Consider the following 23683-nt stretch of genomic DNA (forward strand, 5'->3'; position numbering starts at 1 on the left):
ACCGGTAGTAATGAACCGTGAGGCTTAACCTTACCTCGCCGAAGCTGTTTTGGCGGTGAGAGCGACGATGTTCAGACTGATACAGATTAACAGAATTTGCCTGGCGGCTTTAGCGCGGTGGTCCCACCTGACCCCATGCCGAACTCAGAAGTGAAACGCCGTAGCGCCGATGGTAGTGTGGGGTCTCCCCATGTGAGAGTAGGGAACTGCCAGGCATCAAATAAGTAAAGAGGCCATCCGAAAGGATGGCCTTTTTGCGTTTATGCGCCGGAAAAACGGTAGGCCGGGTAAGGCGAAGCCGCCACCCGGCAGAGCAAAGGACTAATGTATCACCTGCGATAAAAATGCTCGCGTACGTTCTGACTTCGGATGCGCAAAGAACTCATCCGGCGGTGCCTGCTCAACAATCTCGCCGCGGTCCATAAAGATCACCCTGTCAGCTACCGTTCTGGCAAAACCCATCTCATGCGTTACGCACAGCATCGTTATGCCGGATTGGGCCAGCCCAATCATGGTATCCAGTACTTCTTTCACCATTTCGGGATCCAGCGCAGATGTCGGTTCGTCAAACAGCATGATTTTGGGTTTCATGCACAGCGAACGGGCGATAGCCACGCGCTGCTGTTGCCCGCCCGAGATCTGACCTGGAAACTTATTGGCATGCTCCGCGATACGTACGCGTTCAAGGTAGTGCATCGCCAGCGCCTCCGCTTCCTGTTTCGGCATCTTTCGGACCCAAATCGGCGCAAGCGTACAGTTCTGCAGAACGGTCAGGTGTGGAAACAGATTAAAGTGCTGAAATACCATTCCCACTTCCTGCCGCACGCGTTCGATATTGCGGATATCTTCATTCAGTTCAATACCATCAACCACAATGCGCCCTTGTTGATGCTCTTCAAGATGGTTAATACAGCGAATGGTTGTGGATTTACCTGAACCGGAAGGGCCGCAAAGGACGATGCGTTCGCCCTGCTTTACCTTAAGATTGATGTCCTTCAGGACATGAAACTGTCCATACCATTTATTGACGTTTTCCAGCGTAATCATCGCGTTGGCGGTTGTCATAGTCATTTGGCTCATAATTTCCTCAGTGCGGTGTACGCCCGGTGTTAAAGCGCTTTTCCAGATGCTGGCTATAGCGCGACATGCTAAAACAAAAGATCCAGTAGATCAGAGCGGCAAAGACATATCCCTCGGTGGACATACCCAGCCAGACAGGGTCAACGGTTGCCTGCTGCACGCTGCTAAAGAGATCGAACAATCCGATGATGATCACCAGGCTGGTATCTTTAAAGAGAGCAATGATCGTATTGACCAGCCCAGGGATAACCAGCTTGAGCGCTTGCGGAAGGATCACCAGCCCCTGCGTTTTCCAGTAACCGAGCGCCAGCGATTCCGCCGCTTCGTACTGGCCTTTAGGCAATGCCTGCAGGCCACCGCGTACAACTTCAGCGACATAGGCGGACTGGAAGAGAATCACACCGACCAGGGCACGGATCAGCTTGTCGATCGTTGTACCTTCCGCCATAAACAGTGGCAGCATGACCGACGACATAAACAGTACGGTGATAAGCGGTACGCCGCGCCAGAACTCAATAAAGATAACGGAGAGCACGCGTACGACCGGCATTTTTGAACGGCGACCCAGGGCGAGTAAAATGCCCAACGGTAGCGCGCCGGCGATCCCTACTGAAGCGATAATCAATGTCAGCGTCAGGCCACCCCACTGGCGTGTTTCAACGCGTTCCAGCCCCAGAAAACCGCCATACAGCAGCACCCAGACAATAATCGGATAAACCACCGCCCAGACGGCAATATAGCGTCCACGGTGAGGCTGCTTTTTCCAGAACATGACTGCAACAGAGAGCAGGCCGATAACCAGCGCCAGATTAATCCGCCAACGCTGTTCGTGGGGATACAACCCATACATGAACTGGCCGAAGCGCTCATGAATAAATACCCAGCAAGCGCCGGCTTTTGTGCAATCTGCCCGGGTTGTACCGACCCAGTTGGCCTGTATAACCGCCCAGTTCAGCAGGGGAGGGAGCAATTCCCACATGAGCCAAAGGCAGACAATCGTCAGCAGGCTATTACTCCAGCTGGAGAAGAGATTCTTGCGTGCCCAGAGAATAAAACGTCCACCCGTCGAGCTGGCAGGGCGCGAGGAGTGCGACAGTATCGCTTTTTTCATCATAGATCCTTAGCGCTCGACCAGTGCTATACGACGGTTATAAAGGTTCATCAGCAACGAAATGGCCAGACTGATGATTAGATAGACGGACATGGTGATGGCAATGGTTTCTATGGCCTGTCCGGTCTGGTTAAGCACGGTTCCGGCGAAGAGAGACACCATATCCGGATAACCAATGGCAGCTGCCAGCGATGAGTTTTTGACAATGTTGAGATACTGGCTGGTCAGGGGCGGAATGATCACCCGTAAAGCCTGCGGAATAATGACCTGGCGAAGCGTCACGGTATTCGGCAAACCGAGTGAACGTGCCGCCTCGTGCTGCCCGTAAGGCACGGCCTGGATCCCGGAGCGGATGATTTCCGCAATAAACGCGGAGGTATAAATTGAAAGCGCCAGTGTGAGTGCTGCCAGTTCAGGAATTAACACCATACCACCCTGGAAGTTGAATCCGCGTAGGTGAGGAATATCCCAGTGCAAGGCTGCACCAAAAAGCCAGTGAGCAACTAACGGTAAGCCAACAATCAGCGCAGCGGCAACTGGCCATGTTTTACGAAGCTGTCCGGTTTTAATCTGATGCTTACGGTTATAGCGGAACAGGCCGACGGAAATCGCGAGCGCAACAATAATGGCGACGATAAAGGCGTAAATCCCTTCGGCCACCTGCGGAGAGGGAATGTATAACCCACGATTACTCAGGAAAAACAGCTCAAACGCATCGACGGCCTGGCGGGGACCGGGAAGATTACGCAGCACCGCGAAATACCAGAAGAAGATCTGCAGCAGCGGCGGGATGTTGCGAAACGTCTCAATATAGATGGTGGAAAGCTTTCGCAGCAGCCAGTTTTCAGAAAGACGCGCCAGCCCAATAAAGAAGCCCAGGATGGACGCGAAGACAATACAAAGTGCCGATACCAACAGCGTATTCAGTAAACCGACCACAAACACGCGTCCGTACGTGTCACCCTCCTGATAGTCGATAAGGTGCTGAACAATCCCAAAGCCCGCGCTGCGATCCAGAAACGCAAAACCGGAGGTGATACCGCGATTATTCAGGTTAGTGATGGTGTTATGGATGAGATACACGGCGATAAGAACAACCGCAACAATAGCAATAATCTGGAATAGCCAGGCGCGGACCGCGGGATGAGAAAAGGATAGCGATCCTTTTACGGCTGAGCGGCGATGGGACATAAAGAAACCTCAGTAACCATGACTCTGGAGTGGGCACTGCCCGAGCAGTGCCCGTTACAGCTATGACTTAACGTACTGGTGGCGCGTACTGAATACCGCCGTTATTCCAGAGATTGTTCTGGCCGCGTTTGATCTTCAGCGGGCTTTCCGATCCCACGTTACGCTCGAAGATCTCTGCGTAGTTACCCACCTGTTTGATGATGTTGTAAGCCCACTTGTTATCCAGCTTCAGATCCTTGCCAAAATCACCTTCTTTACCGAGCAGGTGCGCCATATCCGGGGTGGAAGGATTCGCCGCTTTCTCATCAACGTTTTTCGAGTTGATGCCCATCTCTTCTGCATTCAGCATGGCAAACAGCGTCCAGCGAACGATAGAGAACCAGTCTTCATCGCCACGACGCACAACCGGTCCGAGAGGTTCTTTGGAGATCACTTCAGGCAGGACAATCCATTCCGCCGGATTGCTCAGCTTAATGCGTAAGGCATACAGCTGTGACTGGTCAGAGGCCAGGGTGTCGCAGCGACCGGATTCCAGCGCTTTGGCTGATTCATCCGAGCGGTCGAAAGTCACTGGGGTGTATTTCATCTTATTTGCTTTGAAATAATCCGCGACGTTCAGCTCGGTATCGGTACCCGCCTGGATACACACGGTGGCGCCATCCAGTTCTTTGGCGCTTTTCAGGCCCGCTTTATTGTGGGTCAGGAAGCCGATGCCGTCATAGTAGGTCACGCCCGTAAATGACATCCCCATACCTGCATCGCGGGAGGAGGTCCAGGTGGTGTTACGCGAGAGCATGTCAACTTCGCCGGACTGCAGCGCCGTAAAGCGCTCTTTCGCCGTCAGCGGGGTGTACTTTACTTTGCTGTCATCACCAAAAACCGCTGCTGCGACGCCACGGCAGACATCCACATCAATACCGGTAAATTTGCCGTTCGCATCGGCATAAGAGAAGCCAGGCAGACCGTCGCTGATACCGCATTGAACAAAACCTTTCTTTTTAACGGCATCCAGCGTCGTTCCCGCATGGGCTTGACCGGCTATGGCAAACAACATGCCTGCAGCGGTCAGGCTGGCTATCATCGTCTTTTTCATAATGGATCCTGTGTGGCGAAATTTATTGTTATAGAAGCGTTTTTAAGCGCTTAACCTGTCTGTGGCATTGGCCAACGTTTATAAAGCAAACGTAATGCCAGTTTTGAGTTCAGCGAGATAAGAGAAAACTGAACGCTTAATGCAGAGTGTAGACAGGCTTAAATAAAATGAGCGCCCCGAAATAGTGCGAAATTACAACCTGTGCCACAAATTGGAGCAAAAGTTTTAAGCGGGATGAGATAAAAAGAAGAGATAGTTTCTGAGGTGAATATTGGCAGAGTATTCAATAGTATTAATGTATGAAAATCATCAGATATAAGAAAAAGGTGTTGATAGCGGTTGGTTGAAATGAAATATAAGAATAAATGCGGAACTTTTTTATTTATTAGAAAATGGTGCACTCATTAAAAGCAAAAGCGCGGCCGGAGCCGCGCTTTCTGAACAGATGTTACTTCGTCAGGGCAACAATACCTAACGTTAAACCCGCTAGTGCGGCAGCGCCGCCGGCGATGGCACCCGCTGTTTCCCAGTTGTCCTGGGTGGTGCCTTTCATACAGGTATTGGTATGAACCAGTCGGCCCTGATCATCGTAAACCGGTACACAAGGAGAGTCGTGCGCGCAACCAGCAAGCAGCGCAGCGAGAAGTGCAACGGAAATGAATCTTTTCATGATGTTACCTCAGTATTATTTCTTATTCGCTACAAAGCCAGGAGGGCTATTAACGAACTGGAGATTATTTTACCACCAGGGTAAGTTCCCGTTACACGTGGAATAATCTCAAATTATGTAGTTTGTAAAAATCATGGAGAAAAAGCGTTTTCTGGATAAATTCATGGAGAAATTATGGAGTCGCAAGAGGGCGCTTTTACTTAATGCAAACTCATGAATTTTTAATATGCGATTCAATAATGACTAATCCATTGTTTATATTAAAATAAAAAAGGCACCAAACGGTGCCTTCAGGGATACGTTAATCCTTATGGTTGGTAAACCGTCTCCGGACAACCACAAAGAAAACGGGCACAAAGAAAATAGCCAGAAGCGTTGCGGAAAGCATGCCTCCCATCACACCCGTACCGACGGCGTTTTGCGCTCCGCTCCCGGCTCCGGTGCTAATTACCAGCGGCATGACGCCAAGAATGAAGGCCAGGGAGGTCATCAGGATCGGGCGAAGGCGCATTCTTGAGGCTTCCAGCGTGGCCTCAATGATACCTTTACCTTCTTTATCCATCAGATCCTTAGCAAATTCGACGATCAGGATGGCGTTTTTCGCCGATAACCCAATCGTGGTCAGCAGGCCGACCTGGAAATAGACGTCATTGTTTAACCCGCGCAGCGACGCTGCGAAAAGAGCCCCGATGACGCCTAACGGCACAACCAGCATGACAGAGAAGGGTATGGACCAGCTTTCATACAGTGCAGCCAGGCACAGGAACACCACGATCAGTGAAATGGCGTACAGTGCAGGCGCCTGGTTACCGGAAAGGCGTTCCTGATAAGACATTCCCGTCCAGTCATAGCCGATGCCGGAAGGCAGTTTTGCCGCCAGGCTTTCTATCATCACCATGGCCTCACCGGTACTTTTCCCTGGGGCTGACTCACCGAGGATCTCCATGGACGGCATGCCGTTATAGCGTTCCAGACGAGGAGAACCGTAAACCCAGTGAGCGCTGCTAAAGGATGAGAACGGCACCATTTCCCCATTCGCGCTGCGCACGTAGAGATTGTTGATGTCCCCCGGCAACATTCGGAATTTCGCATCCGCCTGGACGTAAACTTTTTTCACGCGGCCATGATCGATAAAGTCATTCACATAGGTACCACCCAATGCCGTCGATATCGTCTGGTTGACGTCAGAAATGCTAATACCCAGCGCCTGCGCTTTCTCCTGATCGACATCCAGTTTGAACTGCGGTGTATCCTCCAGGCCGTTAGGACGCACGCGAACCAGCAGGTCAGGGTGCTCTTTCACCATGCCGAGCAGCTGATTACGCGCCTGCGTCAGCTGGGTATGCCCCAGGTTTGCCTGATCGATAAGTTCAAAGTCGAAGCCCGTTGCGGTTCCCAGTTCGATAATGGCAGGCAGGTTAAACGGAAATACAAGGCCGTCTTTAATCTGGCTGAACGCTTTTGTCGCTCGGCCCACGATGGCCTCAACGCTATTTTTCTCCCCAGAACGTTCTTCCCAGGGCTTCAGGCTTACGAAGGCGATACCGGAGTTCTGGCCCTGACCGCTAAAGCTAAAGCCGTTAACGGTAAAGACGGACTCAACGTTCGCTTTCTCTTGGGTCAGATAGTAGTCCTGAACCTGGTCGAGAACCTGCTGAGTACGCGTCTGGGTCGCACCCGCCGGGAGTTGAACCATCGTCATAAATACCCCCTGATCCTCTTCAGGCAGGAAGGAGGTAGGTAAGCGCAGGAACAGCACCGCCATCCCACCGACAATAAGGACGTACACCACCAGATAGCGGCCGGTCTTACGCAAAATACCGCTTACGCTGTTGCTGTAGTGCTCCACGCTCTTATCAAAGAGCGCATTGAACCAGCCAAAGAACCCCACTTTCTTCTCATGATGATCGCCAGAAACGGGCTTAAGCAGCGTTGCGCAGAGTGCGGGCGTCAGGATCAGCGCAACCAGCACGGAGAGCGCCATGGCGGAAACGATAGTCAGCGAGAACTGGCGATAGATGGCACCCGTCGAGCCACCAAAAAAGGCCATCGGGACAAAGACCGCCGAGAGAACCATCGCGATCCCCACCAGCGCGCCCTGGATCTGCTCCATCGACTTCTGCGTGGCCTCTTTCGGCGGCAGCTTGTCCTCTACCATCACGCGCTCAACGTTCTCGACCACCACGATGGCGTCATCAACGAGTAGCCCTATCGCCAGTACCATCCCGAACATCGTCAGGGTGTTGATGGAGAAACCGAACGCCGCAAGAACCGCGAAGGTACCCAGCAGAACCACCGGCACCGCGATAGTCGGAATGAGCGTCGCGCGCAGGTTTTGCAGGAACAGATACATGACCAGGAAGACCAGAACGATCGCTTCAAACAGGGTCTTCACCACTTCATGAATAGAAATTTTCACAAAAGGCGTGGTGTCATAGGGATAGACGACCTTCAACCCCTGCGGGAAGAACTGTTGCAGTTGCGCCAGTTTGCTCTTGATGGCTGCCGCGGTATCCAGCGCGTTTGCCCCGGTTGCCAGCTTAATCCCCAGGCCGGTGGCTGCCTGCCCGTTGATTTTGGTCACCATATTGTAGTTTTCGCCGCCGAGCTCAATGCGAGCGACATCCTTCAGGTGAACCATCGAGCCGTCCTGGTTCACCTTGAGCGTCACGCGGCCAAACTCTTCCGGTGATTTCAGGCGAGTTTGCGCGATGATGGAGGCATTCAACTGCTGTCCAGGAACCGATGGCGTACCGCCCAACTGACCTGCCGCTATCTGGTCGTTCTGCGTTTTCAGCTGGTTGATAATATCCAGCGGCGTCAGCTGGTATTTATTCATCGCGTTGCTGTCGAGCCAGATGCGCATCGCATACTGGGCGCCAAATAGCTGAACGTCGCCGACACCCGTCGTTCGGCTGATAGCATCTTTGACGTTCGAGGCGACATAGTCGGAGATATCATCCTGAGTGAGGTTTTTGTTGTCCGAAACAAAACCGGCGACCAGCAGGAAGCTGCTGCTGGATTTCTCAACGCCAATCCCTTGCTGCTGTACCTCTTGCGGCAGCAGCGGCATGGCGAGCTGCAGTTTGTTCTGCACCTGCACCTGGGCGATGTCCGGATCCGTTCCTGACTCGAAGGTCAGTGTGATGGTGACATTACCTGCTGAATCGCTGGTGGAAGACATGTACATCAGGTTGTCGATACCGTTCATGTTCTGTTCGATAACCTGGGTCACGGTATCCTGCACCGTCTGGGCATCAGCGCCGGGGTAGGTCGCAGAAATCGCCACGGCTGGCGGAGCAATCGTCGGATACTGGGCGACGGGCAGTTTGAGAATGGCCAGCCCGCCTGCAATCATCAAAATGATGGCAAGTACCCAGGCGAAAACCGGCCTTTGAATAAAGAAATTAGCCATGTCGTCGTTCCTTAACTGGCGGGAGTCGTGGTGGTATCTGGCGTGGCGACGACGGTAGCCCCTGGTCTGACTTTTTGTAATCCGCTGACAATCACGCGGTCACCGTTTTTCAGCCCTTCCGTCACCAGCCAGCGGTCGCCAATGGCCTGAGGCGCAACGACGGTACGTGATTCAACCTGGTTTTTATCATTAACCACCAGCACGGTTGCGTCGCCTCGCGGCGTTCGGGTCACGCCCTGCTGCGGAACCAGAATGGCATCTGGCTGTGTGCCTTCATCAATGCGGGCGCGAACGAACATCCCCGGTAACAGCAGGTGTTGAGGATTCGGGAAAATGGCGCGCAGCGTGATTGAGCCGGTGCTTTCATCCACCGTAACGTCGGAGAACTGCAGGGTGCCTTTCAGCGGATAGGGCTCACCGTTCTCCATCAGCAGCTCAACGCTGCTGGCCGTGTCGCCTTTTTGCAGACTCGTCTGCTTCAGGCGCATAAATTCATTGCTCGACTGGGTCACATCGACATAAATCGGATCAAGCTGCTGGACCGTGGCCAGCGCTGCGGCCTGCCCGTTCGTCACGAGCGCCCCTTCCGTCACGCTGGATTTGCCGATGCGGCCATCGACAGGGGACGTTACTTTGGTATACGCAAGGTTGATGCGTGCGCTTTCAACGCCCGCTTTTGCGGCGACAACGCTGGCATCTGCCTGCTGGGCCGTAGCCACGGCCTGGTCATACTCTTGTTTACTGACATACTGTGTTCCCACCAGTGGGAGATAACGTTTCACCGTCAGGTGTGCAATATTGGCCGCCGCCTGCGCCTTTGCCAGCTCGCCTTTCGCGCTGTCGTAAGCCGCCTGATAGGTCGCAGGATCAATTTGATAAAGTGAGTCCCCAGCTTTTACATCGCTACCTTCCGTGAAGTTGCGACGCAGAATGATACCGCTAACCTGTGGACGAACCTCCGCAACGCGGAACGCATCTGTTCTGCCCGGGAGTTCAGTTGTGACGGCCAGCGGCGCACTTTTCACGATATGGACGCTGACCTGAGGCGCCTGTGCATGTTGTTGTTGATTTTCCTGGCCATCGCATCCAGTGAGCAGTACAGCGCAGACAATGAAACCGGCTAAGGGTAAACGTCTGAAATGATTCGTCATTACTGTTCCTTTAAATACCCATTAACCGATGTTTGCCGTAGATCGGTAGTGGGGCAGAGGGAAAAAATAAAATGTAGCTGCGTATAATAATGAGGGTATTTAATGTTTTTTAATTTATAAGTGCGAATGACGAGGCCTGAGAGGAAAATCAGAATCAGTCCCGTAGAAAATACGGCTATACTTCTGCCCGCTAAATCAGGTTAATAGAGCTTAACCGGTAAATTTATTCATTCCGTGAATTTAATTCCGGGCATGTATTTAGATTGTTTATAGATTAAGTAAATTGACTTTTTTTGTGCAAAATTAAAACGGCTTTTAGTGAATACTTCCAGCCATCCGAACCTGATGTTATGTATATACCCTGCGAGTAAAGAGTAGCTGTCAATGGCGCGTAAAAAGAAAGAAGAGGCTCAACAAACCCGACAGCAGTTGATTGAGGCGGCTATCGGGCAGTTTGCGACGCGAGGCGTAGCCAGCACGACGCTGACGGATATCGCCGATGCCGCAAAGGTTACGCGTGGTGCTATCTACTGGCACTTTACCAGTAAAGCAGAGATATTTAATGCTATTTGGGAACAGCAATTACCGCTACGTGACATCATTCGCGACAGGCTTTCTCTCTCCGAAAATGATGATCCGTTGTTAATACTTCGTGAGCAATTCATTACTGCGCTTCAGTATATCGCACGCGAACCCCGTCAATGTGCGCTATTACAAATTTTGTATCATAAATGTGAATTTACTAGCGATATGATTTCAGAGGATGAAATTCGGAAACGTATTGGGTTCAATTATGATTCTTTGCGCGTTACGCTGGAAAAATGTATTTCTCGAAACATCATTTCGTCGCAGGTGAACGTTGAGCTGACCATGATCGTATTCCACGGTTTTTTTAGCGGCATCATTAAAAACTGGTTAATGAATACCGACAGTTTTAATCTTTATCAGCAGGCGCCAGCCCTGGTCGACAGTATTCTGGCGACACTCCCCCTCTTGCGCGTGTCGCCTCATAATGATTACGGCTCAGCGCCTGGCAACATTTCACCCCGTGCACAAAGCGCCTCGATGGTCTGCGCGCTGGCGGGTTTACCTAACAGATAACCCTGTAAGGTATTACAGCCCAGCTCCGTCAAAAAGGCTTGCTGCGCTTCGGTTTCCACACCTTCGGCCACGACTTTCAGGTTGAGCGTTTTCGCGAGGGCCACAATCGCAGAGACAATGGTGGCATCCTCGCTTTCACCGCTTAACTCTTTCACAAACGCTCTGTCTATCTTCAGTTCACAGGCCGGTAAACGCTTGAGATACAGCAGGCTCGAATATCCGGTCCCAAAATCATCAATCGAGGCTTTCACCCCAGCATCCGTCAGCTCTGTCAGCACCCGCACGCTCTCATCGGGGTTGCTCATCGCCGTAGTTTCCGTGACTTCCAGGATCAACATTTCCGGCGGGACGTGATGACGCTCCAGGCAGTCGAGCACTGTTTTAACCAGCGAGGGCTGTTCGAACTGCAGCGTCGACAGGTTTACTGCCATTGACCAGTTTCGATGCCCCTGTAGATGCCATTCTCTCAGCTGGCGACAGGCTTCATTGAGCACCCAGTTACCAATAGGGATGATAAGCCCGGTTTTTTCCGCCAGCGGCAGGAAAAGATCCGGCGTCAGTAAACCCTGCTTCGGATGCTGCCAGCGCAGCAGCGCTTCAAACCCGAGGAGAGGGCCCGCGGGCGCGTGAAACTTTGGCTGATAAAGCAGGCGCAGTTCATTACGATCGACGGCCATCCACAGATCGTTCATTAACTGAAGATGGGTCTGCGCCAGAGTGTTCATGGAGGGCTGGAAAAAGTGATAGCCGTTTCGGCCCATATGCTTGGTGTGATACATCGCCGCGTCGGCGTTAAACATCAGCTCACGTTCGGTTTTGCCGTCGTGAGGGTACAGGGCGATACCAATGCTAAGCGTTACCACCAGTTCGTAGGGGTCGAGAGTGAACGGGCTATCGATCGCCCGCACCAGCGAATTTGCCAGCGAGGCCGCATCGTCCGGACCTTCTCCCTCAGCCAGCAGAACAAACTCATCGCCGCCAATGCGTGCAAGGGTAAACTGGCCCTTCAGGAGATGCAGCAGACGCTGCGTAACGGCGACCAGCAGCCTGTCACCGACATCATGGCCGTAGGCGTCATTGATGGCTTTAAAACCGTCGAGATCCATGAACATCAGGGCGAAATGGGTACCTTCACGGTCAGCTTTGCTGATGGCCTGATCGAGCCGGTCCTCCAGCAGGATACGGTTGGGCAGACGCGTCAGCGTATCGTGCAGCGCCAGCTGCGCAAGTTCCCGGTTCGCTTCTGCCAGCGACGAGGCCAGAAGGGCGGTTCGTGCCTGCAGGCGGGCATCCAGCATCGACACCAGCAGGGTGATCCCAAGAATAGAGAGCGCGACGACGCTGACCAGCACGGCCAGCCAGCTGCCGTTAATACCCTGATGGTGAACCATGGTGGACATTGGAAACTGCGCGGCCTTCATCCCGGCGTAGTGCATACCGGCGATAGCAATTCCCATCGTGATGGCGGCACCCAGGCGCATCAGCACCACCTGAGCGGCTTCGTGGCGCAGGCGGAAGGTCAGCCACAATGCTGCAAGCGAAGCGACAAGCGCAATCACGACCGAAATAGCCACCCACAGCGTGTCCCAAACGATCCCCGGCCTCACCTCCAGCGCCGCCATACCGGTGTAATGCATGGCAACAATACCGATTCCCATTACCAGAGCGCCGGGGAGCAGGCGGCGCATGCGCAGCTGTTCACAGCTGACGAGCCATAGCGCAAACAGTGACGACCCCACGGCGATGACCATAGATAAAATCGTCAGGGTCGCGTTGTAGCTCATGCTCATGGAGAGATCCATCGCCAGCATGCCGATAAAGTGCATGGCCCATACGCCAATGCCCATCGCAACACCGCCTCCCGCCAGCCAGACGCGCGCTGCGACGCCCTGACTCCCGGCGACGCGTGCAGCCATATTCAGCGCGGTGTAAGCAGCAAGGATGGCAACAGCAAAGGAGAGGGCTACTAGGATAGGGTTATATTGGCTAACCAGCATGGTCGGTTCTACTCGAGTATGACGTTACGCAGGAGAGGTTGAGAAGGGCGAGACATTATCACCGTCAGGTAACGGCTCAAAGGGATTTAAATCCCCGTTTTTAGTGGGTAATACGGGGAGATTGGTGACGGCAGGGTGTTAATCGAGTTCTGAACAGTTCACTAATTTCAGCGGATTGACGGAGTTCATATTGCGGCACTTGTCGGTTTCGGTGCTCATCAGTTCAATCCACTGCATCAGGAGGGCATCGAATAGAAAAACGGAGATTGCAAAGACGACCAGCCACCAATATTTACGAATCATTGTGTCATTCCGCGAGAAGAGAGCCACTGAAATGGTGGAAATATACACGAAAAGAAGCGGTTTAAAAGCGGGATAAGCAAAGGTTTACAAAGCGTTGACGGTGAAAGAATAAGACAATAAAAAAGGCGCATCCCCATGCCAGGTAGCGCCTTTTTAAACAAGCATTTAACTGATTAGTATCAGTTCATGCCGTATTTTTTCAGTTTCTTACGCAGAGTACCACGGTTGATACCCATCATCAGCGCAGCGCGGGTCTGGTTACCGCGGGTGTATTGCATCACCATGTCCAACAGTGGCTGTTCAACTTCAGCCAGTACCAGCTCATACAGGTCATTAACATCCTGACCATTCAGTTGAGCAAAATAGTTCTTCAGTGCCTGTTTAACCGAGTCACGCAGGGGCTTTTGAGTTACCTGATCCTGAGAGTTAACGGTAGAAACGGTCAGTACGTCAGAATTTACGCGTTGTTCGAACATAGTTCTGTCAGCTCTTTATTTCATTACGCAAGATTTTCGAAGTATGCCTCCAACGCCTCCAGCTGTTCGCTGGCATCCTCAATGGCGTTGAATGTGCGCCGAAACTGGTCATCTGGAGCGTGCTCCTGGAGATACCAGGAGACGTGTTTACGCGCAATTCGGTACCCTTTTGCCTGACCGTAGTGGTCATGCAGTTCCCGAACATGCGAACAAAGCAAGCGCTTTACCTCTGCCAGAGGCAGTGGGGCAAGCAGCTCCCCAGTGTCCAGATAATGCTGGATTTCCCGGAAGATCCAGGGTCTTCCCTGAGCTGCACGTCCTATCATCAGAGCATCAGCTCCCGTATAGTCGAGTACAGCCCTGGCTTTAAGCGGGTCAGTTATGTCGCCATTCGCGATAATCGGAATGGAAACCTTCTGCTTAACTGTCCGAATGCTGTCGTATTCAGCTTCACCATTGAACAAACAGGCGCGAGTGCGTCCGTGGATGGTCAGGGCCTGAATACCACAATCTTCGGCCAGTTGGGCAATCTCTACACAGTTACGGTGTTCCGGCGACCAACCCGTGCGAATCTTCAACGTAACAGGAACGTCCACTGCGCTGACAACCGCCGTCAGGATAGCTTTCACCTGGTCGGGGTATTGCAGAAGGGCTGAACCTGCAAGCTTGCGATTCACCTTTTTGGCCGGGCAACCCATATTGATATCAATAATCTGGGCACCACTTTCCACGTTAATACGCGCGGCATCTGCCATCTCTTCAGGCACGCTTCCGGCAATTTGCACGGTGCGAATACCTGGTTCATCAATGTGCACCATCCGAAGGCGGGATTTATCGCTTTCCCAAACCTGCGGGTTAGACGACATCATCTCGGATACGGTTAAACCGGCTCCCATCTCATAGCACAGCGTCCTGAACGGCCGGTCGGTAATACCTGCCATTGGGGCTGCGATCAGGCGATTTCTAAGCTGGTGGTGTCCGATGCGCATGAGTTAAGAAATGACCATACTGTGACTGCAAGGCGGCGTATATTACGCATTTTTTGCACGAGATGAAAGGCCAAACTTTGAACAATCCACTGTTGTAGATCAAGGAATCGCCGCGCAATCTTTTCGTTTAAAATTATTCATTATTGAAATCATTGAGTTATGCGCTGATGGCTATTTTATGTGCGCTTACAATTTCCCGTAACTTCTCATCATTTCTGAATAAATGCGACAGATGAGCGGGATAATCTGCTGTTTTTAACAGCAGATTTCCCCACTTCTTTGCGATCTGCGTCGCATTTTAGAACATGATCTCAGGGCAAAAAATAGACGTTATTCGAGGATAACACGACCATGGAGGGACTGTACCGGCCGGTTATTATCGTGATGCATTGTGTGGGTGAATTTCTCGAGCTGCCCGGCGGAGACCGTCAGAGGATGCTTAAGCACGATCCAGGTGACGCCTTCTGAACACGGTGGCGTTGTCAGCGAGCCGCTAAAGCGCCAGTACGTTTTATCTTCCGGCAGCAGCTTATTCAGGTTGAGCTCCTGCTTGATGGAGACGTTCAGCTCAGCCTGCTGAGGCATAACGTCCCACAGTTTATCAAGTTCACGGTTCTCTGCCCCTTTGTCGAACATGACCGCGACCACCGCCAGTTCCCCCTTCGCATTTTTATGCACAAGGTGCATTTCCATCGCGTAATGCTTGCCGTGTACGGTGTTTTCGCTCGGCGCGTGGAAGTGGAACTGCTGTAATGTCCAGGTTTGCTTATCCAGCGTGATAGTGTCGCGAGTGTCGGCCTGCTCGCTTGCCTGAATGGTATGGCCATTGTTTGTCAGCGTCACAGGGCCGTCAACGTAGTGCGTTTGCAGCGGGGAGAGATGGGCGTTAGCGGTTGAATCAATATCAATGGGAGACTGGTTCATTCCACTGTTACAGGTCTTGTACGCTTCATCCAGTTCACCCCAGTGCTCCGGTGAACTTTCTCCTTTGTAGCTCCAGTGTGATGCGCATGCTGAAGCCGAGATCATGCTCAGCGCTAACAGCGCTGCCTTGCTATAAACGTGTTTCATAATATTCTTCCCGTGAATTTTTATTATCCAAATCAAAAGTTATCAATATGATTTGTGGGGTTATTTTACCGGAGGCAGGTCAGGGGCGGGAGGAATATTGAGGAGAAAAGGCGTGGTCAGAGGACCACGCCAAATGCTTATTTTTTACGACCGGTAATGCGGCACCACTCTTCTTTCTCGACGACCGGGTCGAGCGCAAAGAGATCGGCGTAGGCTTCGCAAACGCTCTCCGCCTGGCTTGCCAGGATGCCGGACAGACCCAGCAGACCGCCCTCAACCGGCAGCACGCTGATTAATGGCGCCAGTTCACGCAGTGGGCCCGCGAGAATGTTTGCGACCACCACATCGGCTTTCATGGCTTCTGGCTGCGCTTCCGGCAGGTAGAGCTCCAGACGATCGGACACGCCGTTACGCTCAGCATTATCGCGGCTGGCCTGAATGGCCTGCGGATCGATATCGATCCCAATGGCTTTCGCCGCGCCCAGTTTCAGAGCGGCAATCGCGAGGATCCCGGAACCGCAGCCGAAGTCGATCACCGTCTTACCTTCCAGATCCAGACCATCCAGCCACTGCAGGCACAGAGACGTGGTTGGATGGGTGCCGGTGCCAAACGCCAGGCCTGGGTCAAGCATCACGTTCACCGCGTTTTCATCGGGAACCTCGCGCCAGCTTGGGCAGATCCACAGACGTTTGCCGAACTGCATCGGATGGAAGTTGTCCATCCACTCGCGTTCCCAGTCTTTGTCTTCCAGCTGTTCGATTTTATGCGCGAAGCCTGCGCCCAGCAGCGGATGGTTTTCCAGAATCGCCACCACCTCTTTCATGTCGGTTTCGGCATCGAACAGGCCGATCACGTCGGTATCACCCCACAGGCGCGTTTCGCCCGGCAGCGGTTCAAAGACCGGCGTGTCGTGCGTGTCCTGAAAGGTGATGGAGACAGAGCCGGCTTCCATCAGCGCATCGCTTAGCTCTTCGGCGTTCGCGCCGGTTGTGTTCAGTTTTAGTTGGATCCACGGCATGGCAAAACTCTTTATTTATCAGTAGAAATCATAGCGGGTTGTGGGGCGGGCTGACCGAAACGGTTCCCCACCACAAACGCCAGTAAACTTAGCAGTAACGAAGGCACAATCGGATGGAAGCCCAGATACTGAATCTTAAATGTCGCAAGGATGGCATACAGCACACCGCCAACAATCATCGCGCTCAGCGCGCCTGCAGCGTTCGCGCGTTCCCAGTAAAGACCTAATACCAGCGGCCACAGGAAAACGGCTTCAAGCCCACCAAAGGCCAGCAGGTTCAGCCAGATGATCATCTCCGGCGGACGCCATGCAGCTAACATCAGCAAAGCTCCTAACACCAGCGTAATGACGGCAGACATCCGCTTCAGGCGACGTTCATTTTCAACCTGCTCAGGGCGCAGGTTCAGATAGAGATCTTTAATGATCGTAGCGGAACTTTGCAGTAACTGGGCGTTAATGGTCGACATAATGGCGGCCATTGGCGCTGCGAGGAAAATTCCGGCGGCGAAGGGCGGCAGCACTTTAACCATCAGCGTCGGGATCACCAGATCCGGCACGGTAAGGTCGGGGATCACCGCGCGCCCTAATGCACCTGCCAGATGCATACCAAACATCAGGACCGCGACCACAATCGTCCCGATGATGATGCCCTTGTGAACGGCTTTGCTGTCTTTATAGGAGATACAACGCACGGCGGTATGCGGCAGACCAATCACCCCGAAGCAGACTAACACCCAGAACGAGGTCATAAAGGTCGGCGAGAGGATATCATCCGCGCCCTGCGGTGAAATCAGTTTCGGGTCAATCGCTTCCAGGGTTTCCACCGCATGAGTGAGTCCACCCGCCGCATGAACAATCCCCACCAGCAGAACAATCGTGCCGATGAGCATGACCATTCCCTGCAGCGTATCGTTCAGCACGCTGGCGCGGAACCCGCCAAACGCGGTATAGAGCGCGATGCTTACCCCGAAGATAAGCAGGCCTGTCTCGTAAGGGATCCCGGCCGCCGTTTCCAGCAGGCGTGCCCCGCCGATAAACTGTACGGTCATCGCGCCAATAAAGGCCACCAGCAGGCTTAAGCTCGCCAGCCACACCAGTAAGCGGCTCTGGTAACGGGCAAACAGCATGTCGTTGAGCGTGACGGCATTATAGCGGCGCGCCAGAATGGCAAATTTCTTACCAAGAATACCGAGGGAGAGCCAGACGGCAGGCAGCTGGATCATAGCCAGCAGTACCCAGCCTAACCCGTACTTGTAGGCCGCACCGGGGCCGCCAATAAACGAGCTGGCGCTGATATAGGTCGCGGTCAGCGTCATTGCCAGCACAACGCCGCCCATCGAACGGCTGCCGAGGAAATACTCGTTCAGAAAAGCACCGGTCGTTCTTTTGCGCATGGCGTAAATGGATAAACCAAACACGACCAGCAGGTATGCGACAAGCGGCAGAATGACTTCAAGCTGCATCATCGTCCTCCAGCGGAATATCGCGATAGATGAATTTCACCATTGCCCAGCACAGCAGAATAAACACCAGCGGTACCAGCAGGCAGGCCATTTCGAACCAGTGCGGCAGGCCGGTGATGCCAATAGCGGAGTCAGGTAAGTAAGCAGTTACTAACCATGCAGCAAGATAGAGAAGGGTCAGCCACAGCGCCCAGCGCGCTTCTTTATGGGCCTGAACAAAACGTTTGTCCATTTTTTGTCCCTTGTGGATGCAGAAAGCGGGGATTGTACATGATGGGGCTTTGCGATCCCCAGAAATAAAAAAAGGCCGGATAATCCGGCCTTTTAGCAACACAGCTCTCTTACTTCTCGTTCAGGCCGAGTTTTTTCTCCAGGTAGTGGATATTCGTCCCACCATTCTGGAAATGCTCGTCGCTCATGATACGCATCTGCAGATCAACGTTGGTTTTAATACCGTCGATGATCAGCTCCTGCAGGGCGTTCTTCATGCGGGCAATCGCCACGTCACGGTTTTCGCCGTAGCAGATGAGCTTACCGATCATTGAGTCATAGTACGGCGGTACGGTGTAACCGGCGTAGATATGAGACTCCCAGCGCACGCCAAAACCACCCGGCGCGTGGAAACGCGTGATTTTACCCGGGCTTGGCAGGAAGGTGTTCGGGTCTTCGGCGTTGATACGGCACTCTACCGCATGGCCTTTCACCACTACTTCTTCCTGCTTGATGGACAGAGGCTGACCGGCTGCGATACGCAGCTGCTCTTTGATCAGATCAACGCCGGTGATCATTTCGGTAACCGGGTGTTCAACCTGAATACGGGTGTTCATCTCAATGAAGTAGAACTCGCCGTTTTCGAACAGGAACTCAAAGGTACCCGCCCCGCGATAGCCGATATCAACGCACGCTTTGGCGCAACGCTCGCCGATGTAGCGACGCAGTTCCGGGGTAATGCCCGGCGCTGGCGCTTCTTCGACCACTTTCTGGTGACGACGCTGCATGGAGCAGTCACGTTCTGCCAGATAGATCGCGTTACCCTGACCGTCAGCCAGCACCTGAATTTCGATGTGGCGTGGGTTTTCCAGGTATTTTTCCATGTACACCATGTCATTGCTGAAAGCCGCTTTCGCTTCCGCTTTGGTCATGGAGATGGACTGCGCCAGTTCAGCATCGCTGCGCACAACGCGCATACCGCGACCGCCGCCGCCGCCGGACGCCTTGATAATAACCGGGTAGCCAATGCGTTTAGCATGAGCACGGTTAGCATCCATGTCGTCGGTCAGAGGGCCGTCAGAGCCTGGCACGGTTGGAACACCGGCTTTTTTCATTGCGGTGATTGCAGACACTTTGTCGCCCATCAGGCGAATGGTGTCGGCTTTCGGACCGATGAAGATAAAGCCAGAGCGTTCAACCTGCTCAGCAAAGTTGGCGTTCTCAGAGAGGAAGCCATAACCCGGATGAATTGCCACCGCGCCGGTGATTTCAGCGGCGCTGATGATAGCCGGGATGTTCAGATAGCTTTTTACGGACGGAGCCGGGCCAATACAGACCGTCTCATCCGCCAGCAATACGTGTTTTAAATCGCGATCCGCGCTTGAGTGCACGGCCACGGTCTTGATGCCCAGTTCTTTACAGGCACGAAGAATACGCAGTGCAATCTCGCCACGGTTGGCGATAACAATTTTATCCAGCATGTTCGCCTCGTTACTCGATGACGACCAGCGGCTCGTCAAATTCAACCGGCTGACCACTTTCGACCAGAATCGCTTTCACAGTACCTGACTTGTCAGCTTCGATCTGGTTCATCATTTTCATCGCTTCAACGATGCACAGGGTATCGCCTACGTTGACTTTCTGACCCACTTCGATGAACGCCTTCGCGTCCGGGCTCGGGGTGCGGTAGAAAGTACCAACCATTGGGGAACGTACGATGTGACCACTGATTTCTGCTGCAGCGGCAGGTGCGGCTTCAGCTGCTGCTGGCGCAACGGCTGCGGAAAGCGCAGGCTGCTGCACTGGCGCAGCGTAAGCTTGCTGCATTACCGGGAAGCTAGCGGCTGGGGCTGCACGGCTGATGCGTACAGACTCTTCGCCTTCAGAAATTTCCAGTTCGGAGATGCCTGATTCTTCAACCAGCTCGATCAGTTTTTTAATCTTACGAATATCCATGAGTGGGTTCCGTACTCTTGTTTAGTGTGATTGTGACAAGCGTTTTACCGCTGTCTGTAAAGCGTATGAATAGCCGTCTGCGCCCAGTCCGCAGATAACGCCAGCAGCGATATCCGACAGATACGAATGGTGGCGGAACGGCTCTCGGGCGTGCACGTTACTCAGGTGGATCTCGATAAACGGGATACTCACCGCGAGCAGTGCGTCGCGGATAGCAACACTGGTGTGCGTAAACGCGGCCGGATTGATCAGGATATAGTCCACAGTGTCTTTAGCCTGATGAATACGGTCGATGATTGCGTACTCCGCGTTTGACTGAAAATGATCCAAATCCACATTCAGCGAGGCTGCTTCCGTGCTCAGACGGTTAACAATTTCGCTCAATGTCAGCGTGCCGTACTTCTCTGGCTCACGGGTGCCGAGCATGTTCAGGTTCGGTCCGTTTAAAACTAAGATGTGGAACTTATCAGTCATTATGCCGCTATCTCCTGCGATTTTCGGGTAAAAAACAAAATATACCGTCGAAGCGCAAATGTCACCTTTTCAGAGGCCTAAAACCGCTGTCAGGCGAACCAAGGTCGCACATTATAACGATTTCGTAGCATTTGGCAGCTAAATACTGGTCTTATCAGGGAAGATTATCAACCGCAATCCAAAAAAGATTTGCGGTTGAGAGGTAATCTGCGGGAAAACGCACAGTTTCGCGAACTATCGCAACCACTGGCGGAACTTCTTGTAACGCCATGCTAAAAGCGCCACGGCTGCCAGCGCGTAAAGGACCGGCTGCGGAGAGAGGATCTTCACCGACCACAGATAATGAATGGGGGCGAGGATCGCGACAAGATAGACGAAGTTGTGCAGCAACTGCCAGAGACGGCCCAGCTTTCGCTGCGCATACTGCGTGGATGTCAGCGCTAACGCCAGCAGGATCAGCCAGCTAACAATGCCCAGCATCAGGTAAGGGCGTGTTACCAGCTCGCGGCCAAGCAGTGTCAGATTGTTAATTCCCAGTTCCAGCAGGGCGTAACTGATGAGGTGCAGGGTCGCCCAGGCAAAACACCATAGCCCCAAAAGCCGACGGGTGCGTATCAATAATGGCTGTTTAGCGTAGCGCGCCAGCGGCGAGACGAGCAAGGTGGCCAGCAAAAATTTCAGAGCCATCCGACCGGTAAAATGCTGGATATCCTTTGCCGGATCGGCGCTAAAGAGGCCCTGGCTGGCCGCCCAGAACAGCCAGATAAAAGGAAGTATCCCGGCTAAATGCAGCAGCACTTTCAGCCAGGTAATCTGCTTTGCCGTTAAACGCACTCAGAAGTTCTCCCGTAAATTGAGGCCACGGTAAAGGGACGCCACTTCATCCGCATACCCGTTAAACAGCAGCGTGGGCTGGCGCTTCACGTCCAGCGCGCCGCCGGAGCCAATAAAGCGTTCCGTCGCCTGCGACCAGCGGGGATGATCCACATGCGGGTTCACGTTGGCGAAGAAGCCGTATTCACCCGGCGCCGCCAGGTTCCATGTCGTCGGCGGACGTTCGCGGGTCAACTTAATGCTGACGATCGATTTAATCCCTTTGAAACCGTATTTCCACGGCACGGTTAAACGGATGGGGGCACCGTTCTGCGGCGGAAGCGCCTTGCCGTAAACGCCGACGGTCAGGAGGGTAAGGGGATGCATGGCTTCGTCAAGACGTAACCCTTCAACGTAGGGATACTCCAGCCCGCCGCCGATGAACCGGTCTTTCTGGCCCGGCATCTCGTCCGGGGCGTAGCGCGTCTGGAAGGCGACGTATTTTGCGTTGCTGGTGGGTTCAACCATTGCCAGCAGCTTATGCAGCGGGAAGCCTACCCAGGGCACCACCATCGACCAGGCCTCTACGCAGCGCATGCGATAGATACGCTCCTCAAGCGGGAAGCGGGTGGTCAGATCGTGATGGTCCAGCGTCAGAGGTTTTGCCACTTCACCGTCGATTTTCAGCGTCCACGGATCGGTTTTCATGCTGCCGGCATTGGCGGCAGGATCGGCTTTATCCAGACCAAATTCGTAGAAGTTGTTGTAGCCGGTGACTTTATCTTCCGGCGTGAGCGCCAGCGTGTTTTGCCATTCTGCGGGTTTGGTAAAGGTAAGCGGGGCACCGGAAGGCGCCTTAGGGCGATCGTTGCCTTTAAACCAGTCGAGCAGGTCGGCGTGTGCCGCTGGAGAGAGCGTCAGTGCCGTGGCGCTGATGCCAAGCATTTTCAGGATCTGGCGGCGCTGTAACATAAAGACAGATTCAGACGTTACGTCGGCTTCCGTCAGTTTTCGGTTTTTCATGGCATCCTCCGTCATGCGTTTTTCTAAGCATGACGGAGGAGAAGCGTTAGCGCGAATATGTCACGAAAATTTGAAGATTAGGCGATTTTCACCAGCGCGCGGCCGTGGAACTGGTTATCCATGATCTTACTGGCATATTCAGGTGCCTGGCTGAGCGTAATTTCGGTAGCGCTCTGGGTATAGAACGATTCCGGCAAATCGCGCACCAGACGCTCCCATGCCTCTGCACGGCGAGCCGCAGGCGTCATCACGGAATCCACGCCCTGCAGGCGGACGTTACGCAGAATAAATGGCATGACGGTCGTTGGCAGGGCAAATCCCCCGGCCAGGCCGCAGGCTGCCACGCAGCCGCCGTAGTTCATCTGCGCCAGGACTTTTGCCAGCACCTTATCACCGACGGTATCCACTGCACCTGCCCAGACCTGTTTTTCCAGCGGGCGGGTCTCGGCAAACTCATCGCGGCCAAGAATGCGGCTGGCGCCGAGCTGGCGCAGATAATCATGCGTGCTTTCACGGCCGGAAACCGCCGCAACCTGATAACCCAGCTTGTGCAGCAGCGTGACCGCCGTGCTGCCCACGCCACCGCTGGCCCCGGTCACAACAATTTCACCCGACTCGGGGCGAACACCCGCCTCTTCCAGCGCCATCACGCACAGCATGGCGGTAAAGCCTGCGGTACCAACGATCATCGCTTTGCGGCCATCTATGCCTTTCGGCATAGGCACCAGCCAGTCGCCCTTCACGCGCGCCTGCATTGCCAGCCCGCCCCAGTGATTTTCGCCCACGCCCCAGCCGGTGAGCAGCACCTGCTGGCCCGCATGAAAACGGGGATCTTCGCTGCTATGAACCCGGCCAGCAAAATCAATACCCGGCACCATAGGGAAATTTCGGATGATTTTACCCTTGCCGGTGATCGCCAGCGCATCTTTATAATTTAAACTGGACCAGTCGATGTCGACGGTGACGTCGCCTTCCGGCAGGCGAGTCTCTTCTACGTCCTGTACGGAGGCAAGCGTTTTGCCGTCCTGCTGTTCTAAGATTAAAGCCTGCATACGGGGTCCTCACGGCTCAGATGAT

General features: G+C 53.5%; 22 protein-coding genes and 1 rRNA gene. 2 read left to right on the top strand and 21 right to left on the bottom strand.

Features of this window, described 5'->3' with window-relative positions:
* The first annotated feature begins 99 nt into the window (after positions 1–99).
* Positions 100–215 (top strand): 5S ribosomal RNA (gene rrf, locus IM265_RS12280).
* Positions 216–321: 106 nt separating this feature from the next.
* On the opposite strand, the gene IM265_RS12285 is transcribed toward rrf, so the two are convergent.
* The 7 genes from IM265_RS12285 to IM265_RS12315 all read right to left on the bottom strand — a co-directional run bounded on the left by IM265_RS12285 (position 322) and on the right by IM265_RS12315 (position 9711).
* Entirely contained in the window at positions 322–1080 is a 759-nt protein-coding gene (locus tag IM265_RS12285) for an amino acid ABC transporter ATP-binding protein (RefSeq protein WP_193031319.1), read from the bottom strand.
* A gap of 7 nt (positions 1081–1087) precedes the next feature.
* Entirely contained in the window at positions 1088–2191 is a 1104-nt protein-coding gene (locus IM265_RS12290; protein ID WP_193031321.1) for an amino acid ABC transporter permease, read from the bottom strand.
* A 9-nt stretch (positions 2192–2200) separates the two neighbouring features.
* Positions 2201–3382, bottom strand: a complete 1182-nt coding sequence (locus IM265_RS12295) for an amino acid ABC transporter permease (RefSeq protein ID WP_048959000.1) — start codon at positions 3380–3382, stop codon at positions 2201–2203.
* 67 nt (positions 3383–3449) lie between these two features.
* Complete coding sequence (locus IM265_RS12300) at positions 3450–4475, bottom strand: amino acid ABC transporter substrate-binding protein (protein ID WP_028014619.1); 1026 nt, start codon at positions 4473–4475, stop codon at positions 3450–3452.
* Positions 4476–4923: 448 nt separating this feature from the next.
* A complete protein-coding gene (locus IM265_RS12305) occupies positions 4924–5145 on the bottom strand; it encodes a lipoprotein (protein WP_181621040.1) in 222 nt (73 codons plus the stop codon).
* 301 nt (positions 5146–5446) lie between these two features.
* Complete coding sequence (locus IM265_RS12310; RefSeq protein WP_193031323.1) at positions 5447–8560, bottom strand: efflux RND transporter permease subunit; 3114 nt, start codon at positions 8558–8560, stop codon at positions 5447–5449.
* 11 nt (positions 8561–8571) lie between these two features.
* Complete coding sequence (locus IM265_RS12315; RefSeq protein ID WP_193031325.1) at positions 8572–9711, bottom strand: efflux RND transporter periplasmic adaptor subunit; 1140 nt, start codon at positions 9709–9711, stop codon at positions 8572–8574.
* 384 nt (positions 9712–10095) lie between these two features.
* On the opposite strand from IM265_RS12315, the gene envR reads away from it, so the two are divergent.
* A complete protein-coding gene (gene envR / locus IM265_RS12320; RefSeq protein ID WP_028014616.1) occupies positions 10096–10812 on the top strand; it encodes an acrEF/envCD operon transcriptional regulator in 717 nt (238 codons plus the stop codon).
* Here the strand turns inward: envR and IM265_RS12325 are convergent.
* From IM265_RS12325 to IM265_RS12390, 14 genes are all read right to left on the bottom strand, one after another.
* A complete protein-coding gene (locus tag IM265_RS12325) occupies positions 10728–12809 on the bottom strand; it encodes a bifunctional diguanylate cyclase/phosphodiesterase (protein ID WP_041907809.1) in 2082 nt (693 codons plus the stop codon). The two genes, envR and IM265_RS12325, sit on opposite strands and share 85 nt — an antisense overlap.
* Before the next feature lie 138 nt (positions 12810–12947).
* Positions 12948–13112 carry a DUF2556 family protein gene (locus IM265_RS12330; RefSeq protein WP_014885446.1) on the bottom strand — a complete coding sequence of 55 codons (165 nt, stop codon included), beginning with the start codon at positions 13110–13112 and terminating at the stop codon, positions 12948–12950.
* 179 nt (positions 13113–13291) lie between these two features.
* Positions 13292–13588 (bottom strand): DNA-binding transcriptional regulator Fis, encoded by a 297-nt coding sequence (gene fis, locus IM265_RS12335; RefSeq protein ID WP_000462905.1) that lies wholly within the window; start codon positions 13586–13588, stop codon positions 13292–13294.
* 23 nt (positions 13589–13611) lie between these two features.
* On the bottom strand, positions 13612–14577 hold the full coding sequence (gene dusB / locus IM265_RS12340; protein WP_136343840.1) for a tRNA dihydrouridine synthase DusB: 966 nt from the start codon (positions 14575–14577) through the stop codon (positions 13612–13614).
* A gap of 330 nt (positions 14578–14907) precedes the next feature.
* Positions 14908–15648 (bottom strand): carbonic anhydrase, encoded by a 741-nt coding sequence (locus IM265_RS12345; protein ID WP_041907814.1) that lies wholly within the window; start codon positions 15646–15648, stop codon positions 14908–14910.
* 137 nt (positions 15649–15785) lie between these two features.
* A complete protein-coding gene (prmA, locus tag IM265_RS12350; RefSeq protein ID WP_028014613.1) occupies positions 15786–16667 on the bottom strand; it encodes a 50S ribosomal protein L11 methyltransferase in 882 nt (293 codons plus the stop codon).
* 11 nt (positions 16668–16678) lie between these two features.
* Entirely contained in the window at positions 16679–18130 is a 1452-nt protein-coding gene (panF, locus tag IM265_RS12355) for a sodium/pantothenate symporter (protein WP_028014612.1), read from the bottom strand.
* Positions 18120–18362 (bottom strand): YhdT family protein, encoded by a 243-nt coding sequence (locus IM265_RS12360; RefSeq protein ID WP_006178860.1) that lies wholly within the window; start codon positions 18360–18362, stop codon positions 18120–18122. The genes panF and IM265_RS12360 overlap by 11 nt, the downstream gene beginning before the upstream one ends.
* A gap of 109 nt (positions 18363–18471) precedes the next feature.
* Positions 18472–19821 (bottom strand): acetyl-CoA carboxylase biotin carboxylase subunit, encoded by a 1350-nt coding sequence (gene accC, locus IM265_RS12365; RefSeq protein WP_003860388.1) that lies wholly within the window; start codon positions 19819–19821, stop codon positions 18472–18474.
* Positions 19822–19831: 10 nt separating this feature from the next.
* Positions 19832–20296, bottom strand: a complete 465-nt coding sequence (accB, locus tag IM265_RS12370) for an acetyl-CoA carboxylase biotin carboxyl carrier protein (RefSeq protein ID WP_008502856.1) — start codon at positions 20294–20296, stop codon at positions 19832–19834.
* Positions 20297–20317: 21 nt separating this feature from the next.
* Complete coding sequence (gene aroQ, locus IM265_RS12375; RefSeq protein WP_028014610.1) at positions 20318–20770, bottom strand: type II 3-dehydroquinate dehydratase; 453 nt, start codon at positions 20768–20770, stop codon at positions 20318–20320.
* A gap of 234 nt (positions 20771–21004) precedes the next feature.
* The gene (gene msrQ / locus IM265_RS12380) at positions 21005–21604 is read right to left on the bottom strand and encodes a protein-methionine-sulfoxide reductase heme-binding subunit MsrQ (RefSeq protein WP_193031327.1); all 600 of its coding nucleotides are present in this window, start codon (positions 21602–21604) and stop codon (positions 21005–21007) included.
* A complete protein-coding gene (gene msrP / locus IM265_RS12385) occupies positions 21605–22606 on the bottom strand; it encodes a protein-methionine-sulfoxide reductase catalytic subunit MsrP (protein WP_028014608.1) in 1002 nt (333 codons plus the stop codon).
* A 77-nt stretch (positions 22607–22683) separates the two neighbouring features.
* Entirely contained in the window at positions 22684–23658 is a 975-nt protein-coding gene (locus tag IM265_RS12390) for an MDR family oxidoreductase (protein ID WP_193031329.1), read from the bottom strand.
* Between the last annotated feature and the right edge of the window lie 25 nt (positions 23659–23683).

The sequence above is a fragment of the Enterobacter cloacae complex sp. P17RS genome (assembly GCF_014895885.1).
Taxonomy (GTDB): Bacteria; Pseudomonadota; Gammaproteobacteria; order Enterobacterales; family Enterobacteriaceae; genus Enterobacter; species Enterobacter bugandensis.